This window comes from Geodermatophilus sp. SYSU D00079, assembly GCF_054050635.1.
In genome coordinates this window covers 54530-74817 of record NZ_JBJGZS010000022.1, presented here as the reverse complement: position 1 = coordinate 74817, position 20288 = coordinate 54530, and the positions used below count along the sequence as shown (strand labels likewise).

At 75.8% G+C, this 20288-nt stretch carries 17 protein-coding genes; 6 read left to right on the top strand and 11 right to left on the bottom strand.

The features are described from left to right. The first annotated feature begins 19 nt into the window (after positions 1-19). The 4 genes from ACI79E_RS16880 to ACI79E_RS16865 all read left to right on the top strand — a co-directional run bounded on the left by ACI79E_RS16880 (position 20) and on the right by ACI79E_RS16865 (position 3510). Positions 20-661: a Jag family protein gene (locus ACI79E_RS16880; protein WP_456933726.1), complete on the top strand. Its 642-nt coding sequence runs from the start codon at positions 20-22 to the stop codon at positions 659-661. Further along, positions 658-1317 carry a 16S rRNA (guanine(527)-N(7))-methyltransferase RsmG gene (gene rsmG, locus ACI79E_RS16875; RefSeq protein WP_456933725.1) on the top strand — a complete coding sequence of 220 codons (660 nt, stop codon included), beginning with the start codon at positions 658-660 and terminating at the stop codon, positions 1315-1317. The genes ACI79E_RS16880 and rsmG overlap by 4 nt, the downstream gene beginning before the upstream one ends. Positions 1318-1399: 82 nt before the next feature. After that, complete coding sequence (locus tag ACI79E_RS16870) at positions 1400-2470, top strand: AAA family ATPase (RefSeq protein ID WP_456933724.1); 1071 nt, start codon at positions 1400-1402, stop codon at positions 2468-2470. Then, complete coding sequence (locus tag ACI79E_RS16865) at positions 2467-3510, top strand: ParB/RepB/Spo0J family partition protein (RefSeq protein ID WP_456933723.1); 1044 nt, start codon at positions 2467-2469, stop codon at positions 3508-3510. The genes ACI79E_RS16870 and ACI79E_RS16865 overlap by 4 nt, the downstream gene beginning before the upstream one ends. A gap of 72 nt (positions 3511-3582) precedes the next feature. Here the strand turns inward: ACI79E_RS16865 and ACI79E_RS16860 are convergent, their stop codons facing one another. From ACI79E_RS16860 to ACI79E_RS16820, 9 genes are all read right to left on the bottom strand, one after another. Continuing rightward, positions 3583-4575, bottom strand: coding sequence for a D-alanine--D-alanine ligase family protein (locus ACI79E_RS16860; protein ID WP_456933722.1), 993 nt, complete (start codon positions 4573-4575; stop codon positions 3583-3585). Further along, on the bottom strand, positions 4572-5861 hold the full coding sequence (locus tag ACI79E_RS16855) for an aminotransferase-like domain-containing protein (RefSeq protein ID WP_456933721.1): 1290 nt from the start codon (positions 5859-5861) through the stop codon (positions 4572-4574). Before ACI79E_RS16855 ends, ACI79E_RS16860 begins: the two co-directional genes overlap by 4 nt. A 242-nt stretch (positions 5862-6103) precedes the next feature. Next, entirely contained in the window at positions 6104-7258 is a 1155-nt protein-coding gene (locus ACI79E_RS16850) for an N-acetylmuramoyl-L-alanine amidase (RefSeq protein WP_456933720.1), read from the bottom strand. Positions 7259-7381: 123 nt separating this feature from the next. Next, positions 7382-7708: a thioredoxin gene (gene trxA, locus ACI79E_RS16845; protein WP_456933719.1), complete on the bottom strand. Its 327-nt coding sequence runs from the start codon at positions 7706-7708 to the stop codon at positions 7382-7384. Between the two features lie 116 nt (positions 7709-7824). Continuing rightward, positions 7825-8832, bottom strand: a complete 1008-nt coding sequence (trxB, locus tag ACI79E_RS16840; protein ID WP_456933718.1) for a thioredoxin-disulfide reductase — start codon at positions 8830-8832, stop codon at positions 7825-7827. A gap of 86 nt (positions 8833-8918) precedes the next feature. Then, positions 8919-10562, bottom strand: a complete 1644-nt coding sequence (locus tag ACI79E_RS16835) for a protein kinase family protein (RefSeq protein WP_456933717.1) — start codon at positions 10560-10562, stop codon at positions 8919-8921. A gap of 71 nt (positions 10563-10633) precedes the next feature. Continuing rightward, positions 10634-12379 (bottom strand): murein biosynthesis integral membrane protein MurJ, encoded by a 1746-nt coding sequence (murJ, locus tag ACI79E_RS16830; RefSeq protein ID WP_456933716.1) that lies wholly within the window; start codon positions 12377-12379, stop codon positions 10634-10636. Between the two features lie 308 nt (positions 12380-12687). Beyond that, a complete protein-coding gene (locus ACI79E_RS16825; RefSeq protein WP_456933715.1) occupies positions 12688-15069 on the bottom strand; it encodes a DUF6049 family protein in 2382 nt (793 codons plus the stop codon). Positions 15070-15142: 73 nt separating this feature from the next. Continuing rightward, entirely contained in the window at positions 15143-15619 is a 477-nt protein-coding gene (locus tag ACI79E_RS16820; protein ID WP_456850856.1) for an NUDIX hydrolase, read from the bottom strand. A gap of 42 nt (positions 15620-15661) precedes the next feature. On the opposite strand from ACI79E_RS16820, the gene ACI79E_RS16815 reads away from it, so the two are divergent. Further along, positions 15662-17149, top strand: a complete 1488-nt coding sequence (locus ACI79E_RS16815) for a CCA tRNA nucleotidyltransferase (protein WP_456933714.1) — start codon at positions 15662-15664, stop codon at positions 17147-17149. 30 nt (positions 17150-17179) lie between these two features. Here the strand turns inward: ACI79E_RS16815 and ACI79E_RS16810 are convergent, their stop codons facing one another. After that, positions 17180-18460 (bottom strand): MFS transporter, encoded by a 1281-nt coding sequence (locus ACI79E_RS16810; RefSeq protein WP_456933713.1) that lies wholly within the window; start codon positions 18458-18460, stop codon positions 17180-17182. Between the two features lie 117 nt (positions 18461-18577). On the opposite strand from ACI79E_RS16810, the gene ACI79E_RS16805 reads away from it, so the two are divergent. Further along, positions 18578-19243, top strand: a complete 666-nt coding sequence (locus ACI79E_RS16805; protein ID WP_456933712.1) for a YqgE/AlgH family protein — start codon at positions 18578-18580, stop codon at positions 19241-19243. A gap of 131 nt (positions 19244-19374) precedes the next feature. On the opposite strand, the gene ACI79E_RS16800 is transcribed toward ACI79E_RS16805, so the two are convergent. After that, positions 19375-20136: a hypothetical protein gene (locus ACI79E_RS16800; RefSeq protein ID WP_456933711.1), complete on the bottom strand. Its 762-nt coding sequence runs from the start codon at positions 20134-20136 to the stop codon at positions 19375-19377. Positions 20137-20288 lie beyond the last annotated feature (152 nt).

Genomic DNA, 20288 nt, shown 5'->3' with positions numbered 1-20288 from the left:
AACCACGGGAGGAGACGCCATGAGCGCCCCGCAGAACCCCACAGACACGGCCATGACCGCTGAGGCGACGTCGGGTGCGGTCCTCAGCCCCGTGACCGGCGACGCCGGCCCGGCCCAGCCGGACCTGCCCGACCCGGACGCCGACAGCGCCGACGCGGTCGTCGAGCCGGCCGACACCGACGACGACGAGGACGGTGGCGACGACCTGCTGGTGCGCGAGGGCGACGTCGCCGGGGACTACCTGGAGCGGCTGCTCGACATCCTCGACGTCGACGGGGACATCGACCTCGACGTGGAGGGTGACCGCGCCTCGGTCGCCATCGTGGGCGGCGAGCTGCAGGACCTCGTCGGGCCGGACGGCTCGGTGCTGGAGGCCCTGCAGGAGCTGACCCGGCTGGCCGTCGCCCAGTCCACCGGTGTGCGCAGCCGGCTGATGCTCGACATCAGCGGGTTCCGCGCCAAGCGCCGGGCCGACCTCACCGCCCTGGCCGCCGAGGCGGCCCGCCGGGTGGCGCAGAGCCGGCAGCCGGAGCGGCTGGCCGCGATGAACCCGTTCGAGCGCAAGGTCGTCCACGACGTCATCGCCGGCGTCGCCGGGGTGCACAGCGAGTCGGAGGGCGAGGAGCCCAACCGTCGCGTCGTGGTCCTGCCGGATCGGTGAGTGCCCCCGCCGACGTCCCGGCCGTCCCACCGGCCCCACCCGTCGCGCGGGCGGTGTTCGGGGACGCCGTCCCCGACGCCGAGCGCTACGTGGCCCGGTTGGCCACCGACGGCGTCACCCGCGGCCTGATCGGCCCGCGGGAGGTGCCGCGGCTGTGGGAGCGGCACGTGCTCAACAGCGCCGCGGTCGCCGAGGCGGTCCCCTCCGGGGCCCGGGTGGTGGACGTCGGCAGCGGCGCCGGCCTGCCCGGCATCCCGCTGGCGCTGGCACGACCGGACCTCCAGCTCACCCTCGTGGAGCCCATGGCCCGGCGGGTGGAGTTCCTCGAGGAGGTCGTCGCCGAGCTGGGCGCCCCGTGGCGGGTGGTGCGCGGCCGGGCCGAGGAGCGCTCGGTGCGCACGGCCGTGGGCCCCGTGGACGTGGTCACCGCCCGGGCGGTGGCGGCCCTGCCCCGCCTGGTGTCGTGGTGCCGCGGGCTGATGCGGCCGGGAGCGCTGCTCGTCGCCCTGGTCGGCGCGCGGGCGGTGGAGGAGCTGCCGGCGATGGTCCCGGAGCTCGAGGGCGCGGGGATGCGCGAGATCCACGCTCGGGCTGTCGGCGCCGAGCTGGGCGACGCTGCCACTACCGTGGTGGTCATGACGCGTGGGCAACGGTGAGCTCCGCTCCCTGTTCCACGTGGAACCCGTACGTCTCCCCGAGCCCGTTCCACGTGAAACGGATCGGCAGGAAGGACCCGAGATGACCGACCCGGGCCAGCGGCTGCGGAGCAGCCTCGCCGCCGACCAGGCGGGCAGCTCCGGAGCGGACTTCGACAGCCCCATCGCCATGGAGGCCCTGCGGGCCACCCGGGTGCTGCACGCGGCCAACCAGGAACCCTTCCCCAAGCCGGGGCGGATCCGGGTCATCACCATCGCCAACCAGAAGGGCGGCGTCGGAAAGACCACGTCGGCGGTCAACCTCGGGGTGGCGCTCGCCCTCTACGGGCTGCGGACCCTGGTGATCGACCTCGACCCGCAGGGCAACACCAGCACCGCCCTCGGGGTGGAGCACACCGTCGGGACGCCGTCGGTCTACGACGCCCTGGTGGGTGACAGCTCGCTGTCGGAGGTGGTCCACCCGACCACGGCCAGCCCGCTGCTGCTCTGCGTGCCGGCGACGATCGACCTCGCCGGGGCGGAGATCGAACTGGTCTCGGTCGTCGCGCGCGAGTACCGGCTGCGCCGGGCCATCGAGGCCTACCTGGCCGCCCTGCCGGCCGAGCAGCGCCCGTCGTACGTCCTCGTGGACTGCCCGCCGTCCCTCGGCCTGCTGACCCTCAACGCGCTGGTGGCCGGCGACGAGGTGCTCATCCCCATCCAGTGCGAGTACTACGCGCTGGAGGGCCTCGGGCAGCTGCTCAACAACATCGACCTGGTGCGCCAGCACCTCAACCCGGGCATCGCCGTCCGCACCATCCTGCTGACGATGTACGACGCGCGGACCAAGCTCGCCGACCAGGTCGCGGAGGAGGTCCGCAGCCACTTCGGCGACCTGGTGCTCGACGCGGTCATCCCGCGCAACGTGCGGGTCTCCGAGGCGCCCGGCTACGGCCAGTCCGTGCTCACCTACGACCCCGGCTCCCGTGGCTCGACCAGCTACGTCGAGGCGGCCCGGGAGCTCGCCGAGCGCGGCGTCCACCTGCCGCCGCTGCCCTCGCGTTCGGGCCCCGGGATGCCCGCCGCTCCCCCACCGCCGGTGGCGGCGGCCTTCCCCGACACCGACGCGGCCACCGTGCCCGTCCCCCCTTCGTCCCCTGAGGAGCGAGCATGACCAAGCGCGGCGGCCTGGGCCGGGGGCTCGCGGCACTGATCCCCACCAGCGCCCCGCCCGTCGAGCAGCCGACGCTGCCGGGCGCCCCGGCCGACGACGACGCGGCCGCGGCGCCCACTCCGGCGGCCGAGGCGCCGGCGGCTCCCCCGGTGCACCTGCTGCCCCCGGCGGCGCAGGCGGCCGAGACGGTGGCCCGGCAGCGGGAGGAGGCCACGGTCGGCGTCCCCGGCGCGCAGCTGCGGGAGGTCGCCGTCGCCGACGTCGTGCCCAACCCGAAGCAGCCGCGTCAGGTCTTCGACGACGAGGCGCTGGAGGAGCTCACCCACTCCGTCCGCGAGTTCGGCCTGCTGCAGCCGGTCGTCGTGCGCGAGCGCAGCGAGGGCGGCTACGAGCTCATCATGGGTGAGCGCCGGCTGCGCGCCTCCCGCGCCGCCGGGCTGGACACCGTGCCGGCCATCGTCCGGGACACCACGGACGACGCCCTCCTGCGCGACGCGCTGCTGGAGAACATCCACCGCGTCCAGCTCAACCCACTGGAGGAGGCCGCGGCCTACCAGCAGCTGCTGGAGGAGTTCGGCGCCACCCACGAGGAGCTGGCGCAGCGCATCGGCCGCAGCCGGTCGCAGGTCACCAACACCATCCGGCTGCTGAAGCTGCCGGTGAAGGTCCAGACGCGGGTCGCGGCGGGGGTCATCTCCGCCGGCCACGCGCGGGCGCTGCTCGGCCTGGCCGACGCCGAGGCGCAGGACGTCCTGGCCACCCGGATCGTCGCCGAGGGGCTGTCGGTGCGGGCCACCGAGGAGGCGGTCGCGCTGGCCGCCGCCGAGCAGCCCTCGGCCAAGCGGCGGACCCGGCGGATCAACGCCCCCGGCGTCGAGGACCTCGCCGGCCGGCTGTCGGACGCCTTCGAGACCAAGGTCAAGATCCAGATCGGCCGGGCCAAGGGGCGGATCGTCGTGGAGTTCGGCTCCGTCGACGACCTGCAGCGCATCATCGGCCAGATGGCGCCGGACGTCGCCGGTCGCCGCGCGGAGGACTAGCCCCACCAGGAAGGGCCGGTTGCGTCACTGACGCAACCGGCCCTTCGTGTGCACGTGCCCGCCGGGCCTCCCTCAGCGGGTGGACGTCGCCCTGCGGGTCAGCAGCCGGGCGAGGACGTCGCCGAGCGAGTGACCGGCCGCCTCCACCGCCATCGGGAACATCGACGTCTCGGTCAGCCCCGGGGAGACGTTGACCTCCAGGAAGTGCACCTCGCCGTCCGGGCTGACGATCGCATCGGTGCGGGAGAGGTCGGCCAGGCCGAGCACCCGGTGCACCTGGACGGCGAGCGCCGCCGCCGTGGCCGCCACCTCGTCGGGCACCCGCGCGGGCGCGTGGTACTCGGTGAGGCCGGGCGTGTAACGGGACGTGTAGTCGAAGACGCCCGACTCCGGGGCGATCTCCACCGCCGGCAGCGCCTGGGGCCCCTCCCCCAGGTCGACGACGGACAGGGCCAGCTCGACCCCGTCGACGAACCGCTCGACCAGCACGGTGTCGCCGTAGGCGAAGCAGCTGACCATCGCGGCCGGGAGGTCCTCCACGCGGGTCACCTTCTGCGCCCCCAGCGCGGAGCCCCCCGACGCCGGCTTCACCATGAGCGGCAGCCCGAGCCGGGCCACGATCAGGTCGAGCACCGCGCCGGCGCCGAGCTCGCGGAACGTGCTGTGCGGCAGGGCCACCCAGTCCGGCGTCGTGACCCCCGCGGAGCGGACCACCGACTTCGCGGCCGGCTTGTCCCAGGCCAGGCGGCAGGCCGCGGCGGGCGAGCCCACGTACGGGACGCCGGCCAGGTCGAGCACCGCCCGCAGCGCGCCGTCCTCACCGGTGGCGCCGTGCAGGGCGATGAACACCGCGTCGGCCGGGGCGGCGGCCAGGCCGGGCAGCAGCTCGGCGTCGGCGTCGCGGACCTCGGCGTCCACCCCGGCGCGGGTCAGCTCCTCCTCCACCTGGGTGCCGGAGGACAGGCTGACCTCGCGCTCGAAGTTCAGCCCGCCGGCCAGGACGACGGCACGCAGCGGGTGCGGTGCCGCCGAGGGCTCCGCGGCGGGTGCGGCCGACTCACTCATGCGCGTCCGTCCTCGTAGGTGTCGCTGTTGGCCGGGCCGACGATGTTCTCGGCCTCGTGGCTGCGGAAGGGCTGGGCGACGGCGCGGAACGAGCCGGTGTCGACGGCGCCGAAGGTGGAGTGCAGGTCCAGCTCGGCCTCGATGACGCGGGCCAGCCGGCGCACGCCCTCGCGGATCTGGTCGGGCTCGGGGTAGCAGTAGGACAGCCGCATGTACTCCCGCCCCGACCCGTCGGCGTAGAAGCCGATGCCCGGCACGTAGGCCACGTGCGCGTTCACCGCGCGGGGCTGCATGAGCTTGGCGTCCAGGCCGTGCGGCAGCTTGAGCCACACGTAGAAGCCGCCGTCCGGCCTGGTCCAGGTGGTGCCCGCGGGCATCAGCTGCTCGAGGGACTCCAGCGCGGCGTCGCGGCGCTCGCGGTACAGCTCGACGAAGTGCTTGATCTGCTCCCGCCACGGCTGGGTGTCCAGGTAGCGGGCCACGGCGTACTGGGTCAGCGAGGGCGGGCAGAGCACCTGCGCCTCGGTGGCGAGCACCAGCTTCTCGCGGACGGCGAGCGGGGCGAGCACCCACCCGACGCGCAGGCCCGGGGAGAAGGTCTTGGAGAACGACCCCAGGTAGATGACCCGGCGGCTGTCCCGCGCCCGCAGCGCCCGCATCGGCTCCCGGTCGAAGCCCAGCAGCCCGTAGGGGTTGTCCTCGACGACGAGCAGGTCGTAGCGCTCGGCGATCTCCATGACCGCCTGGCGGCGCGGCTCGGACAGCGTCACGCCGGCCGGGTTGTGGTAGTTCGGCACCGTGTAGAGGAACTTCACCCGGTCGCCGTTGGCCCGGCACTCCAGCAGTGCCTGCTCCAGCGCCTCGGGGATGAGGCCGTCGTCGTCCATCGGGACGTGCCGGACGCGCGCCTCGGACGCGTCGAAGACGCCGAGCGCGCCGACGTAGGACGGCCCCTCGGCGAGGATCACGTCACCGGGGTCGCAGAACACCCGGGTCACCAGGTCCAGCCCCTGCTGGGAGCCGACGGTGACCACCACCTCGCTGGGCGAGGCGTCGGTGATGCCCTCGAGCGCCATGACGTCGCAGATGCGCTCCCGCAGCCGCGGGTCGCCCTGGCCGGAGCCGTACTGCAGGGTCTGGGCGCCCATGCCGGAGACGAGCTCGCCGATCATCGAGCCCACCGCGTCCAGCGGGAGCGCGGTGACCGCGGGCATGCCACCGGCCAGCGAGACGACCTCGGGCCGGCTCACGACGGAGAACAGTGCCCGGATCTCCGACGTCTTCATCCCGTGCGTCCGTGCTGCGTACCGGTCCGCCAGCGGGTCCAGCCGCGGATGGCGCGGAGCCGGGTGGGGGGTCACGCCGGGGCCCGGAGGCGTGCCGGGCGGGAGGTTGGCCACCCGTCGAGTGTAGGGAGCCACCCCCGGCGGCCCGCCGGGGACACGGCGGGTGTGACGGAAGGGTCCGGGGAGGCCTGATCCCAGCCGCCCCGGGAGGGGCGGCGGGGCCGGGCGGTGTCCCGGTCGGCTCACACCCTCCCGGGCAGGACGAAGGTGCCGGTCGGCGGGTCGGCCTCGGCGGGCAGGAACAGCCGCTGGACGGCGGCCAGGACGGCGCTGGCGACGGTGCTGCGCAGGCGGGCGTCGAGCAGCAGCAGCCGGTCGACCGGGTGGGAGAGGTAGCCGCAGTCCATGCGCACCGCGGGCATGCGGGTCATGCGCAGCAGGTCCCAGGTCTTGGGGTGCGAGCCGAGGTCCAGCAGGCCGGTGCGGGCCACCACCTCGCGGCGCACCAGGTTGGCGAACTGCTCCCCCACGGTGGACGACGCCCCGGAGCCGGTGCCGTAGTAGTAGCTGGCCACCCCGCGGGCGTGCTCGGAGGCGTGCGCGTCGATGTGCAGCGAGAGGAACAGGTCGGCACGGGCGTCGTTGGCGAACGCCGTCCGCTCGGCCGGGGTGGGGTTCTGCTCCCGGCCGCGGGTCAGGTAGACGGTGGCCCCGGCGGCAGCCAGCCGGCCCTCGATGCGGGAGGCCAGGTCGAGGACGAGGTCGGCCTCGGTGGTCTCGCCCGCGGTGAAGCCGGTGTCGGCCCCGCCGTGCCCGGGGTCGATGACGATCCGCCGCCCGATGAGGTGCGGGCCGCTCTCCACGAAGCTGGCGCTCTGCCGCAGCAGCTGCGGCCGGCCGCCGGTGACCTTGCGCCCCAGCTGGCGCAGCGCGCGCAGCGTCGCCGGCCCGCAGGTGCCGTCGGAGGTCAGCCCGTAGTCGCGCTGGAAGGCCCGCAGGCCCACCTCGGTCTCGGGCCCGAAGACGCCGTCCACCGGGCCGGCGTCGTAGCCGAGCTCGTGCAGCCGGTCCTGCAGGTTCGTGACGTCGTCCCCGCGGATGGGCCGTTCGGGGTCGTGGTGCAGCAGCCGGTCACCCAGCGACCAGCGGGCCTCGGACAGGGCCCGGTAGGTCTCCTCCCCGACCCGGCCGTCGACCGACAGGCCGCGGACCTGCTGGAAGTGCCGGACGGCGAGCTCGGTGGCCGGGTCGTAGACCGCGTCGTCGAGTGCGGCGTCCTCGGTGCCGCCGTCCCCGGAGGGCAGCAGGCCGAGCGCGCGCAGGGCCGCGTGCACGTCGGCCACGGCGGGGCCCCGGTCACCGGGGCCCAGGGGGTGCATGCGGCTGTCGGTTCCCATCGTGGGTCGATTGTCGTCCCCGGCCGTTCCCGCGGCCTCCCGGGGGGCACCCCGGACGCGCGAGGGCCTCCCCGGCACGTGGCCGGGGAGGCCCTCAGCACGACCCCCGGCGGGGGCGGGTGCTCAGATGTAGTCGGCGAGATCGGAGAGGATCGCGCCCTTCGGCTTGGCCCCGATGATGCTCTTCACCGGCTTGCCGCCCTGGAAGACCGTCATCGTCGGGATCGACATGACCTGGTAGTCACGGGCGATCTGCGGGTTCTCGTCGATGTTCAGCTTGGCGATCGTCAGCTTGTCGCCGTGCTCGGCGGCGATCTCCTCGAGGACCGGAGCGACCATCTTGCACGGCCCGCACCACTCCGCCCAGAAGTCGACGAGCACGGGCTTGTCGCTGCCCAGCACGTCGTTCGCGAAGCTGGCGTCGGTGACCGTCACGGTGTTGCCTGCCATGGTCGTTCTCCTCGTGGTTCGTGGCTGTGGGGTGGGCCCGGCAGGGGTAACCGACCGGAGCGGCCGTCTATGCCCCGGTCCGCCTGGTGCCCCGGATCACCCGGCGGCGAACGCGCTCAGCGCTCGCCGAAGGACTCGGCGAGGTACCGCTCGGCGTCGATGGCCGCCGCGGCGCCGGTGCCGGCCGAGGTGATGGCCTGCCGGTAGATGTGGTCGACGACGTCGCCACAGGCGAAGACACCGTCGATGTTGGTCCGGGTGGTCGGGTGCTCGACCTGGATGTAGCCCTCGTCGTCCAGCTTCAGCTGGCCGGCGAAGATCTCGCTGCGCGGGTCGTGCCCGATCGCCACGAACACGCCGGTGACCGGGACGGTCTCGGTGCTGCCGCTCTCCACGTCGGTGAGCTGGACGCCGGAGACGGTCTCCTCACCGAGGACGTCGGTGACCTGCTTGCCGAGCGCCCAGCGGATCTTCTCGTTGTCCTGGGCGCGCTGCTGCATGATCTTCGAGGCGCGCAGCTCCTGGCGACGGTGCACCACGGTGACGGTCTTGGCGAAGCGGGTGAGGAAGGTGGCCTCCTCCATCGCCGAGTCGCCGCCGCCGACCACGATGATGTCCTGGTCGCGGAAGAAGAAGCCGTCGCAGGTGGCGCAGGCGGAGACGCCGCGGCCGAGCAGGCGGGCCTCGTTGTCCAGGCCCAGGTACCGGTACTTCGAGCCGGTGGCGACGATGACCGCGTGGGCGCGGTGCACCTCGTCGCCGACCTTCACGATCTTCGGTTCGGCGGTCAGGTCGACCTCGCTGACGTCGCGCGCGACGAGCTCGGCGCCGAAGCGCTCGGCCTGCTGGCGCATGTCCATCATCAGCTGCGGGCCCTGGATGCCCTCGGCGAAGCCGGGGAAGTTCTCGACCTCGGTGGTGGTCATGAGCGCGCCACCGAACTGGGAGCCCTCGAACACCAGGGGGTGGAGGTTGGCGCGGGCGGCGTAGACGGCGGCGGTGTAGCCGGCCGGGCCCGACCCGATGATGATCAGGTCTCGGATGCCGTCATGCTCCGCCGGCGGGATCGCGGGGTTCCCGTCGGTGGTCACGGCGGGGCCGGGGGTCGGGTGGTCTGAGGTCACGGGCGGCACAACGTGGATCGTAGGAGCCGCATTCCCCCGTGAGCAGGGCCTCATTCCAGCGGGTGGAAGACCCGACGGGGGTGCGGTCAGCCGGCCGGCTGCGGGGCGACCTCGGCGATGTCGGCGGAGAAGCCGTCGTCCGAGGGCACCAGACCGGTGACCCACACCAGCAGGTAGCGGGTGGTGACCGGCTCGTCGAACCCGAGCTCCGTGGTCTCCTCCAGCTCACCGGAGGCGACCACGTCGAAGCCGTCGAGACCGTCGTCGGGCTGATCCCCGACCCGCACCTCGACCGTCGCCCCGGGGGTGGTGGTGCTCAGCGCGACGCCGGCCAGGGCCTGCTCCGACCCGAGGTCGTAGACGACGCCGACGCCGTCCTTGAGGTTGCCGAAGGCCGGGGAGCCCCGGTAGGTCAGCGTCGACCAGGCGGTGGCGGGGTCGCCGTCGAAGGACAGCGGGATGTCGTCGACGTTCTCCGGCTCGCCGTCCCCGCCGGGGTCGAGCACGGTGCCCTCGACGATCGTGGCGGGCGGCCCGTCGGCGGGCGCGGGGGGATCGTCCTCGGCCGGGGCGCTGCTGGCCGGCGGGGCGGGCGTGGTGTCCTCCGCGTCGACCGAGTCGGCCACCGACAGCACGCTGGAGCCGAACCACCACGCGAGCGCGACGACGATCGCCAGGGCGGCCAGCGGCAGGCCGATGACGAGCAGCCGCCGGCGGGCGGGTGAGGTCCCGTCGCCGTCGTCCTCCGGGTGCGGCGCGGCGTCCTCGTCGTAGCCGTGGTCGTCGTCGTCCACCCCGAAGCCGGCGGCCAGCGGCAGCAGGTCCTCGTCGGCGTCGTCCACGCGCGGTGCCGGCACCGGCGGGCGGCCCTGGGCGTCCAGCCGCCGGGGAGCGCCCGGGCCGGTGACGTTCATGGTCGGCGCGGGGTCGTCGTCGTCGGCCGCGTCCTCCTCCCGGCGCTCCCGGAGCCGGCGCAGCCACCCGCTGTCGGTCTCGTCGGGGGCGCGCACCGGCTCGGAGGCGTGACCGCGCGGCCGCTCGGCCAGCAGCGCGGCCATCGCGGCCACGCTGGACAGGCCGCCGCCGGGCTCGGTGGAACGGGCCCGGCGCACCAGGGCGGCGAGGTCGGGTGCCATGCCCGGGCGGGGCCCGGCCACGGGCTCGGCTCCCGGACGGCGGCCGGTGAGGCAGTACTCCAGGAGCTCGCCCAGCGCCGCGATGTCACCCTGCATCGTGCCGTTGGCCGCGGGCACGGCGCGCAGCCCGACCAGACCGTTGGGCCGCAGGACGACGGTCTCCGGGGTGAGCCCACCGACGGCCAGCCCGACGCGGTGCGCCTCGGCCACCCCCTCGGCGAGCCGGCGCAGCACGGTGCGGGCCTCCCGGTCGGGCATCGGGCCCTCGGCCAGCCGCTCGGCGAGGGTCTGCCCCTCGATCCACTCGTTGACCACGTAGGCCGAGCCGCCGGGTGCGCTGCCGCCGCTGCCCTCGGCCGCGTCGTAGACCATCGCGAGGGCCGGGGTGGCCAGCCCGCCGGCGGTGAGCGCCCGGGTGATCCAGTCACGGGCCGCCGCGCCGCCGGGGGTGTGCACCCGGATGGCGACGTCGCGGTTGAGGATGCGGTCCTTCGCGCGCCAGCAGCGGATGACGCCAGTGGCGGTGTTCTCGACGGGGCCGACCTCGTCGAGCGGGCGGTACCGGTCGGGGAGGCCGGTGGTCGTGGACGTCATCGACGCGGCCGACCCCCACTCCGATCCCGGCCGGCGGCTGGGTTGCCCCGGCGAGGGCGTCGCCGGGGTGGTCACCCGCGCCCCAGCCGGGCCCTGACGGCGGTCAGGGGCTCTCGGACCTCGGGAACCCGGGCGAGCACCAGCCCTGCCAGGGCCACGACGCCGATCACCACGGTACCGACCAGCAGGGTGCCGAGCGAGCCCGCCACCGACGAGCCCAGGGCGTCCTCGGTCACCAGCACCGCGCCCCAGCCGAGCAGGCCGGCCACGGCGGACGCGGCGGCGATGCGCAGCACCGGGCCCAGCGTCGTGCGGGTCGACAGCGCCCCCAGCCGCCGGCGCAGCGCCACGTGCCCCAGCACCCACCCGGCCACGTAGGTGACGCTCGTGACCAGCATCAGGCCGGCCACCACGTGCTCCGGACCGACGACGACCGGCACCAGCAGCAGCAGCGGCACGCGCACGGCCACCATGCCCAGCTGGATGAGCGTCGGCGTCCGGGCGTCCTTCATGGCGTAGAAGACCCGCAGCTGCAGCAGCGTGACCGCCATCGGCAGCAGCCCGAAGGCCCCGATCCCCAGCGCGGTCCCGATCGCCTGGGCCTCCGCGACCGTGGTGTTGCCGCGGGCGAAGGCCACCGTCGCCAGGGCCGGGCCGAGCACCGTCAGCGCGGCGGTGACCGGCAGCAGCCCGAGGGCCGACAGGCGGGTGCCGAGGCCGAGGTCCTGCACGACACCGGGGACGTCGGCCCGGGCGGCCGCCCGGCTCATCCGCGGCAGCAGCGCGGTCAGCAGGGCCACGCCGATGATCCCGTAGGGCATCTGGAACAGCAGGCTGGCGATGGCCAAGGCGCTGGAGCCCAGCCCGTCCGCGCGGCCGGCCGCGTTGGCGATGCGGGTGGCGACGGCGACGCCGACGGCGCTGACCGCGCTGTACGCGATCACCCACAGGCCGAGCGAGCCGGCCTCGCGCAGGCCCGTGTGGCGCAGCCCCCAGCGCGGCCGCAGCGGCACGCCGGCCCGGCCGAGCAGCGGCAGCAGCACCAGCGCCTGCACCGCGATGCCGAGGGTGGTGCCGCCACCGAGCAGCCAGACCTGGCCGGGGGTGATGGTCGCCGGGGTGAGGTCGCCGGGGCCGGACGCGGCGACGAACAGGACGCCGGTGGCGATGACCACGACGTTGTTGAGCACCGGCGCCCAGGCCGGCGGCCCGAACACCCCGCGGGAGTTGAGGATCGCCTGCGCCAGCGCCCCCATGCCGTAGAACACGATCTCCACCAGCAGGATGCGGGCCAGCCAGTTGGCCAGCCGGACCTGCTCCGGGTCGCCCTGGATGCCGTAGAGCGCCGTGAGGGCCGGTGCGATCGCCACGGCCAGCGCCGTCACCACCACCAGCCCGGCGACGGCGATCGTGGCCAGCCGTTGGGCGTACGCGGCGCCGCCGTCCCGGTCCCGCTCCTGGGCGTGCACCAGCAGCGGCACGATCACCGAGGTCAGGACGCCGCCGAGCAGCAGCTCGTAGACGATGTTGGGCAGCGTGTTGGCGGTGTTGTAGGCGTCGTTGACCAGCCCGACGCCCAGCGCTGCGGCGAGCACCATCGTGCGCAGCAGGCCGGTGACCCGCGAGACCAGCGTGGCCACGGCCATCGTCCCGGCGGCGCGGAGGATGCCGCGGCTGGCGCCGGGAGCCCCCTCCCGGGCCTCGAGGTCCTCGTCGGTCTCGTCGGCCGGGCGCGGCACCGCGGGCAGCACCGGGATGAGCTGGGTGTCGTCGGGGCCGGGCACCCACCGGGCGGCGCGGGGCCGCGGTGGCGGCACGGGGGGCAGCGGCCGCGCCCGGGGCGCCGGCGGCACGGGCGGCCGGGCGGGTGCCGACGCGGGGGAGGACGCGGCCGGCGACGACCCGGCCGGGGACGACGCCGTCGCCGGCGGGGGCGGCACCGGCGCCGCGGGCACGCGCGGGTACGGCGGCGGGGGCAGCGGCAGCGCGGGCGGCGTGCCGGGACCGGGCACCGGCGGTGGGCCCGCCGGCCGGTCCGCGTCGGCTCGGGTCGCCGGGGGGACCGGGGGCAGCGGGATCCGGCGCCGGCGGTCCTCCACGGGCCGCTCGTCGCGGCCGGCCGCGGTCACACCGGGCTCCGCGTCGGAGGCAGCGGCTGCGGCTGCTCGGTGGTGTCCGGGGTGCCGCGCCGGCGGCGGAGCACGAACAGCACCAGGCGGCGGAGGAACAGCAGCCCCAGCAGCGCGGCCGCACCGATCGTGATGAACAGCGAGATCGACCCGTAGGCGGTGCTCTTCACCTGCAGCTCCACCGGGTCGCCGAGCGGGCCGCCGTCGGGGGTGGTCAGGCCGGCGACGACGCCGAAGCGGCCCGACTGGCTCACCTCGGCCGGCACCTGCAGCGTGGTCCGCTGGCCGGGGGCGAGCACCTGGGCGCCGATGTCCTCCACGGTCAGGGCGGCGTTGCCCCGCGGCTGCACCCGGAGCAGCACCCGGACGGCGAAGGGCAGGTCGTTGCGGACGGTGAGCACCAGCGGGGCGTCGCCCGAGGCGAGGCTGTAGGTGCCGTCGGCCGGGGCGAGCAGGGTGACCCGCTCGCGCAGCCGGCCGAGCGTGGCCAGCAGGTCCGCGGCGCCGGTGTCGAAGCCCGCGGGGTCGTCGCGCCACGCCGCGGAGACGGCGCGGGCCACCGCGGCGTCGTAGGGAGCCAGGACGGTGCCGGGGTCGTCGACCGCCGCGCCGGCGAGGTCGTCGCGGACACCGACCGCCGTGACGACGTCGTCCAGCCCCGCGGCCTCCAGCCCGCCCGGCGCGTCCGGGGAGCCGAGCTCGCCCGTGGCCGCCGTGGGACCGTCGTCGAGCTGGGACACTGTCGTCGGCCGCAGCCACGGCAGCTGGGCCGAGGCCGCCATCATCGCCGCGGCACCGCCGGGGTCGGGGTCCACCTCGCGGGTCGGCGCGACCAGGACCGTCTGCCCGGCCGGGTCGGCACCGCTGCCCAGGGCCAGCAGCGACAGCTCGGCGAGGTAGCGCTGCTCCGCGACCCGCGCGCCCCCGGCCGCCCGGGCCGCCGCCCCGACCAGTCCGCTGAGGGCGTTGTCGGCGACCAGGGCGTCGACCTCCCCGCCGTCGACCGGGACCGTCGTCCGGGCCGCCGCACCGCCGCCGTCCAGCCCGAGCGCCGCGGTGCCGTCGGTGAGGCCGTCGGGGGAGAGCACGAGCTCCCGCACCCCGCCGGCCTGCAGCGTGGCCACGGTGTCGGGGCGCACCGACCCGCCGACGGCCCACGCGAGGTCGGTGCGGGGCTCGACGCCCAGGGCGGCGCGGAGGATCTCCGCGCCGGCCCCGGTCGGGTCGTCGTCCTCCGCCGGGGGCGGCGTGCCGTCGGTGGGAGCAGCCGGCGCGGGGGCGTCGGGGTCGTCCCGCGCCGTCCCCTCGGGCGTGCCCGGCAGGCTGCGGGTGACCACGTCGGACAGGCCGGCCGCGGTGAGGGCGTCGGCGTCGACGTCGCCGTAGGGCAGGGCCACCACCGGGTGGTCGACGGCGACGGCCCGCAGCCGGTCGAGGAACTCGGCGGCCTCCTCGGTGCCCTGCCCGGCGCCGTCCTGCCCGGCGACGTCGTAGGGCCCGGCGGCCATGAGCTCCAGCTCCTCCACGAGCGCGGGGTCGACGGCGAGGGTCACCCGCACCGCCGGCGACGGCTCCCCGCCCTCGGGCGGTGCGCTCTCGGGCAGCCGCTCGACGGCGGCGAGGACCCGGTCCAGCCGGCCGCCGTCCTCGACGGCGTCGGCCAGGCCGTCGTCGGCGAACCGGCCGTCGGCGTCGCGGTGGGTGCGCTCCACCAGTGGCCACAGCCAGGCGACGCCGGTGGCCGCGGCCGGCTGCGCCGGGGGCTGCACCAGGAAGGTGGACAGCTCGCCCAGCCGGCGGCGCTCGCCGTCGGCCGCGCTGCCGTTGAGGTTGAGCAGCACCGGGTAGACGCCGTCCCGGTCGATCTGCAGCTCACCGACGGTCGTGGTGAGCGCGAAGGCCAGCGACCCGCCGGCGGGCAGCTCACCGGGGACGGGCTGGAACGGCGTGGCGACGTCGGTCATCGGGTCGCGGTCGGAGTCGGTGGCCTGCAGCTCGGCCCGGCTCTGCAGCAGGTCGCCGCGCTGCAACCGCACCTCCAGGCCGGTGAGCGTCTCGCTGCCGGTGTTGGTCAGCGTGCCGCCGATGGTGACGACGGCGTCGGGGCCGAGGGTCCGCGGGTCGATGCGGGTGAGCTCCACCTGGACCGGCCGGGCGGGGTCGCCGGTGTCGTCCTCGCTGACCGGCGACGGTTCCCCGGGCGCGGCCGCGGCCGCCGGCAGCGGGGCCAGCCCGACCAGCGGCGCGGCCAGCAGCCCGGCCAGGACGGCGCACAGCGGCGCCGGCCGGCGGTGGGTGCGGTCCCGGTGGCGCCCGGGTGGGGTGGGGCGCGGTGCGGCGGCGCGGCCGCCGGCGCCCCCGGCAGCCGACCGGGTCACGACAGTTCCCCGCCGACGCCCGTCGTCCCGGGAGCCCCGGTGTCGCGTCCCGTGCGGAAGGGTCGCCGACCGCTCACGCGCTGTCGGCGAGCAGTGCCGGTGCCCGCTCGACGAGGGCGCGCTCGTCGGCGTAGGCGAGCCGGTCACCGAGCTCGTCGAGGGGGACCCAGGCGACCTCGGTCACCTCGATGTCGGCGTCGGACAGGGCTCCTCCGATGGCGCGGAGCAGGAAGTGGTGCACCGTCTTGTGCACCCGCCGGCCGTCGGCGACGAACCAGAAGTCGATGATGCCCAGCGGGGCGACGACCTCGCCGATGATGCCGGTCTCCTCGGCGACCTCGCGGACGGCGGTGTCCTCGGGGGTCTCGCCCTCCTCGATGTGGCCCTTGGGCAGGGACCACAGCAGCCGGCCGCGGCGGTCGGTGCGGCCGATGAGCGCCGCCCGGGGCCCGGTGACGGGGTCGTCAGCGACCACCAGGCCCCCGGCGGAGGTCTCGTCGACCCGACGCAACCGGCGGCCGGGGCGCCCTCGACCACCGGTCCCAGCCATGCCAGGAGGGTAGCGCGCGGCACGGCACTACCCTGGATCGTCGTGTCCGGTCAGCCGCCAAGTCGTCCCCCGGTCGTCGAACCGGTGCCGCCCGCCGTCCAGGAGACCGTGCGGGAGCTGGTCGACGTCTCCCCCGTGCTGACCCGGCTCGGCGAGCGCTTCACCGCGGCCGGCTTCGAGGTGCACCTGGTCGGCGGCTCGGTGCGGGACGCCCTGCTGGCCGCCGGCTCCGGGGGGCCGCGCGTCCCCGGTGACCTCGACCTGACCACCGACGCCCGCCCCGAGCAGGTGCTCGAGCTGCTGCGTGGCGTCGCCAGTTCCACGTGGAACACCGGTATCGCGTTCGGCACCGTCGGGGCGGAGGTGTCCGGCGTCCGGCTGGAGATCACCACGTTCCGGGCCGACCGCTACGACCGGGAGTCGCGCAACCCGGAGGTCGCCTGGGGCACCTCGCTGGTCGACGACCTCGCCCGCCGCGACTTCACCGTGAACGCCATGGCGGTGTCCCTCGGCCCGGACCGGGCCGTCACCGACCCCCACGGCGGGCTCGGGGACCTGCTGGCGCGGCGGCTGCGCACGCCCGGGCCCGCCGTCGAGTCCTTCGCCGACGACCCGCTGCGGATGCTGCGCGCGGTCCGCTTCGTCGCCCAGCTCGGCCTGACGCCGGACGACGAGGTGGTCGCGGCGATGACCTCGCTCGCCGGCGAGCTGGCCCGGATCACGCCGGAGCGGGTGCAGGCCGAGCTGTCCAAGACGCTGCTGCAGGACGCCCCGCGGGCGGCGCTGGAGCTGTTCGTCTCCACCGGGCTGGCCGACGTCGTCCTGCCGGAGCTGTCGGCGCTGCGCATGGAGATCGACGAGCACCACCAGCACAAGGACGTCTACAGCCACTCCCTGACCGTGCTGGACCAGGCCATCGCGCTGGAGCAGGCCGACCCGGCGGCCCAGTCCCCCGACCTGGTGCTCCGGCTGGCCGCGCTGCTGCACGACATCGGCAAGCCGGCCACCCGCCGTCACGAGGCGCGGGGGCGGGTGTCGTTCCACCACCACGAGGTGGTCGGCGCGAAGCTGGTGCGCAAGCGGCTGACCGCGCTGCGGTACCCCAAGGAGGTCATCGAGGCCGTCGCCCGGCTGACCTTCCTGCACCTGCGCTTCCACGGCTACGGCCGCGGCGAGTGGACCGACTCCGCCGTCCGCCGGTACGTCACCGACGCCGGCGACCTGCTGCCCCGGCTGCACAAGCTCGTGCGCTCGGACTGCACGACCCGCAACAAGCGGCGGGCGGCGGCACTGTCGGCCACCTACGACTCCCTCGAGACGCGGATCGCCGAGCTGTCGGCGGCCGAGGACCTCGCCCGCGTTCGCCCCGACCTCGACGGCAACGCGATCATGGAGATCCTCGGCATCCCGCCCGGCCGGGAGGTCGGCGAGGCGTGGGCCCACCTCAAGGACCTGCGGTTGGAGCGCGGACCGCTCGACCGCGAGGAGGCCGAGGCCGAGCTCCGCGCCTGGTGGGCCGCCCGCACGTAGCGGAGGCCGGGAGCGCAGGAACCTCGCTCCTCAGCCTCCGCAAGACCCCCGGGGGCGTGCGCCGCTGAGCACGGCGGTCAGGGCGTAGATCGCGCCGACGGTGACCACCAGGCCGCCCGAGACCCCCGACGCGGGCAGCAGGAACGCCGCGGCCACCAGCGCCACCACGTAGCCCACGTTGACCAGCGTGTCGTAGACGGAGAAGACCCGGCCGCGGAAGTCGTCGTCCACCGCCTCCTGCAGGGTGGCGTCGACGCAGATCTTCACCCCCTGGCCCACGAAGCCGAGGACGGACCCCGCCAGCACGACGGTCGGGGTGAGCGCGGGCAGGCCCAGGGCGACCAGCACCGGGCCGGCCAGGGCGAGCAGCAGGGTCACCCAGCGGGACCGGCCCAGCCGGCGCACGGCGGCCGGGGTGACCGCCGCCGCGAGCAGCGTGCCCCCGGCCCCGGCCGCCACCACCACGCCCAGGCCCCCGATCCCCCCGGGCACCGGCCCCCACCCGTCGAGGGTGTTGCGGAAGAGCAGCAGCGTCATCAGCGTGAGCAGGCCGAAGCACAGCCGGTGGGCGGTGACCACGGCGAGCGCGACGACGGCGGGCGGCCGGGCCCACGCGTGCCGGGCGCCGGCGACCATCCCGGCGGCCACCGCCCGCGCCGACAGGGACGCCGTCCGGGTGGCGGAGTCCGGCCCCAGGTACCGACGGCCGAAGCCGGCGACGACCGCCGCGGACACCAGGTAGGGCAGCGCGGCGGCCAGTGTCGTGATCGCGTAGGCCGAGTCCCCCGCGCCGGCCAGGGGCAGCAGCGCGACGGCGACCGCCCCGCCCACCACCGTGGCCACCGCCCCGGACGTCGTCGACAGCGCGTTGGCCGGCACCAGTGACGGCTCGTCGGCGGTGTGGGGCAGCGCCGCCGACAGGGCCGACAGGACGAAGCGGCTGACCGAGACCACCGCCAGCCCGGTGAGCAGGAACGGCGCCCCGGAGACGCCGGACCACACCAGTCCCGCGAGCAGCGCGACCAGGGCGCACCGCACGAGGTTGGCCCGCAGCAGCACCTGGCGGCGGCTCCAGCGGTCCAGCCAGACGCCGGCGAACGGGCCGACCAGCGAGTAGGGCAGGAGGAGCGCGGCGAACCCGGCGGCGACGTCGAGGGGGTCGGCCGCGCGCTGCGGGTTGAACAGCACCGTGCCGGCGAGCGCGGCCTGCAGCACGCCGTCCCCGAACTGCGCGGACAGGCGCGTGGCGAGCAGCCGGCGGAAGTCGGGGCGCACCAGCAGGTGGCGCACGGTCGTCCCCGCCTGGCGCACGCGGTCACCCTACGGTGGCCGTTCCCTCCCGGAGGGTGGACGACGGGCCGCGGCGGACGCCCCGCGGCGGGCGGGCGCGGCCACCCTGCCCCCTGCGCGTGGGGCACACTGGGTGCGATGACTCCCCCGCCCTCGTCCGATCCCGAGTCCGGGCCGCCGGCGCGTCCCGTGGCCGGACGACGTGGTGAGGACGCGGTCCCCCCGCTGTCGATCGGCGGTCTGGACGACGTCCGCCCGGGCTCGCTGCTGGTCGCCATGCCGACGCTGACCGACCCGACCTTCGCCGGGACGGTCGTCTTCGTCCTCGACCACAGCGACACCGGCACCCTGGGCGTGGTCCTGGGCCGGCCGAGCCAGGTGGAGATCCGCGACGTCCTGCCGGGCTGGTGCGACCTCGCCGTCGAGCCCGGGGTGTTCCACGTGGGCGGCCCGTGCGAGACCGACACCGCGCTGTGCCTGGCCGTCTGCCCCGGTGTCGCGCCGGCGCCCGACAGCGGCCTGCGCCGGGTCGCCGGCGACGTCCACCTGGTCGACCTCGACGCCGAGCCCGACGTCCTCGACGGGCAGGTGCAGGGTCTGCGGGTGTTCGCTGGGTACGCGGGCTGGTCGCCGGGGCAGCTGGCCGGGGAGGTCGCCGAGGGGGCGTGGGCCTGCGTGCCCGGCACCCCGGACGACGTGCTCAGCGAGCTGGCCGGCCCGGAGCTGTGGCGGCGGGTCATGGGTCGGCAGACCGGCCGGCTGGCGGTGCTGTCCACGGCACCGGCCGATCCGTCGGTCAACTGAACGGTCACGATTCGGCTGCCGGGGCAGCGCCGCGGCACCCGATCTGGTAGGAAAGACCGCGGAAGGGGGCGGTCTGGGGAAGAGGCCGCCCCCTTCCGCACGTCCGGGGCCGGGTGCCCCGCGAGTGGCCGCTACAGGCCCACGGTCGCCGAGATCTCCGGGTGTTCCGCCCCGTCGACGGTCTGCTCGGCCGCCGGCACGGTGATCTCCCGGGGGCCGTGGTCGGACAGCGTGACCGTCACGTCGTGGTCCTGGCCGGGCAGCCGGGTCTGGAACTGCACCAGCAGGTCGCTGGAGCTGTCCACGGCCACCGACCAGCCGGACTCCGACGCGTAGACCGCCGTCAGGTCGCCGTCCACCGAGCGCTCGCCCTGCCAGGTGTAGTGGGCGTCCCGGAACGCGCCGGGGTCGTCGGGCTGCTCGGCGGAGAGGTTGAGCACCAGCCGCACCAGCACGTCGGTCAGCGGCGACTCCTCGCCGGTGGCCAGGGGCCGGCGCACGTACGAGGCCTCCGGGAGGCCGGCCGCGGTCAGGGCCGCGCCGAGCCCCGGCACGTCGCCGAACCAGACGGCCTCGGGGGTGAAGAACAGGGTGCGGGTGTCGTCGGGGCGGCCGTCGCCGTAGGTGGTCACCGCCTGGGCCCGCCCGACCTGGCCGGCGAAGTCGACCTCCCCGGTGAGGGTCAGGACGGTGTCCTCTCCATACGGCGCCGTGACGACGACGTCGGCCCCGCCCTCCTCCTCGTTGCGCGCCAGCAGCTGCGCCAGGACGTCGGCCTCCGCCGCGGTCACGGGGTCACCGGTCCGCCGCTGCTCGTCGCCACCGGAGCACCCGGTGAGCAGCGCGAGCACCAGCCCCAGGGCCGGGAGCAGCGGACGGCGGCGCGGCGGCATGCGGCCCAGCGTAGGCAGCCGGACGGACCGGCACGCGCAACGCGACAGGGCCCGTCCTCCGGGTCGGAGGACGGGCCCTGTCGATCCCCCGGGCACCGCCATGGGCCCGTCAGGGGCGAGGAGCGGGGCGGCCGGGCTGCAGGGACCCGCCG